This is a genomic window from Neisseria sp. P0009.S007, assembly GCF_051962515.1.
Genome location: NZ_JBQCVF010001246.1, coordinates 1 through 243, shown reverse-complemented (window position 1 = coordinate 243; position 243 = coordinate 1). Strand labels below are relative to the sequence as shown.

At 49.8% G+C, this 243-nt stretch carries 1 protein-coding gene; it reads left to right on the top strand.

What is annotated here, in order from left to right; translation table 11 throughout:
• Nucleotides 1-202 (top strand): STAS/SEC14 domain-containing protein (locus tag ACTHS3_RS18480; RefSeq protein ID WP_440368872.1); only part of this gene is annotated, 202 nt, incomplete at its 5' end.
• Nucleotides 203-243: the final 41 nt, after the last annotated feature.

Below are 243 nucleotides of genomic sequence, written 5' to 3'. Positions count from 1 at the left end.
CTTCACCATCGATATGGCGGTCGAGCAAATCAAATTCCTCAACCCACATGAAACCGACTTCGGCCGCGTTGCCGTTATTACCGACGACCTTTGGATCAAACTTGGCGCGCGCCTTTCCAGCCTCTTGACCAACCCACATCCCAAATATTTCAGCGACGCGGCCGAAGCACAGGCTTGGTTGTTGGCAAGCAATTTGAAATAACGACAAGGCCGTCTGAACGCATTATTGAGCAAATATAAAAC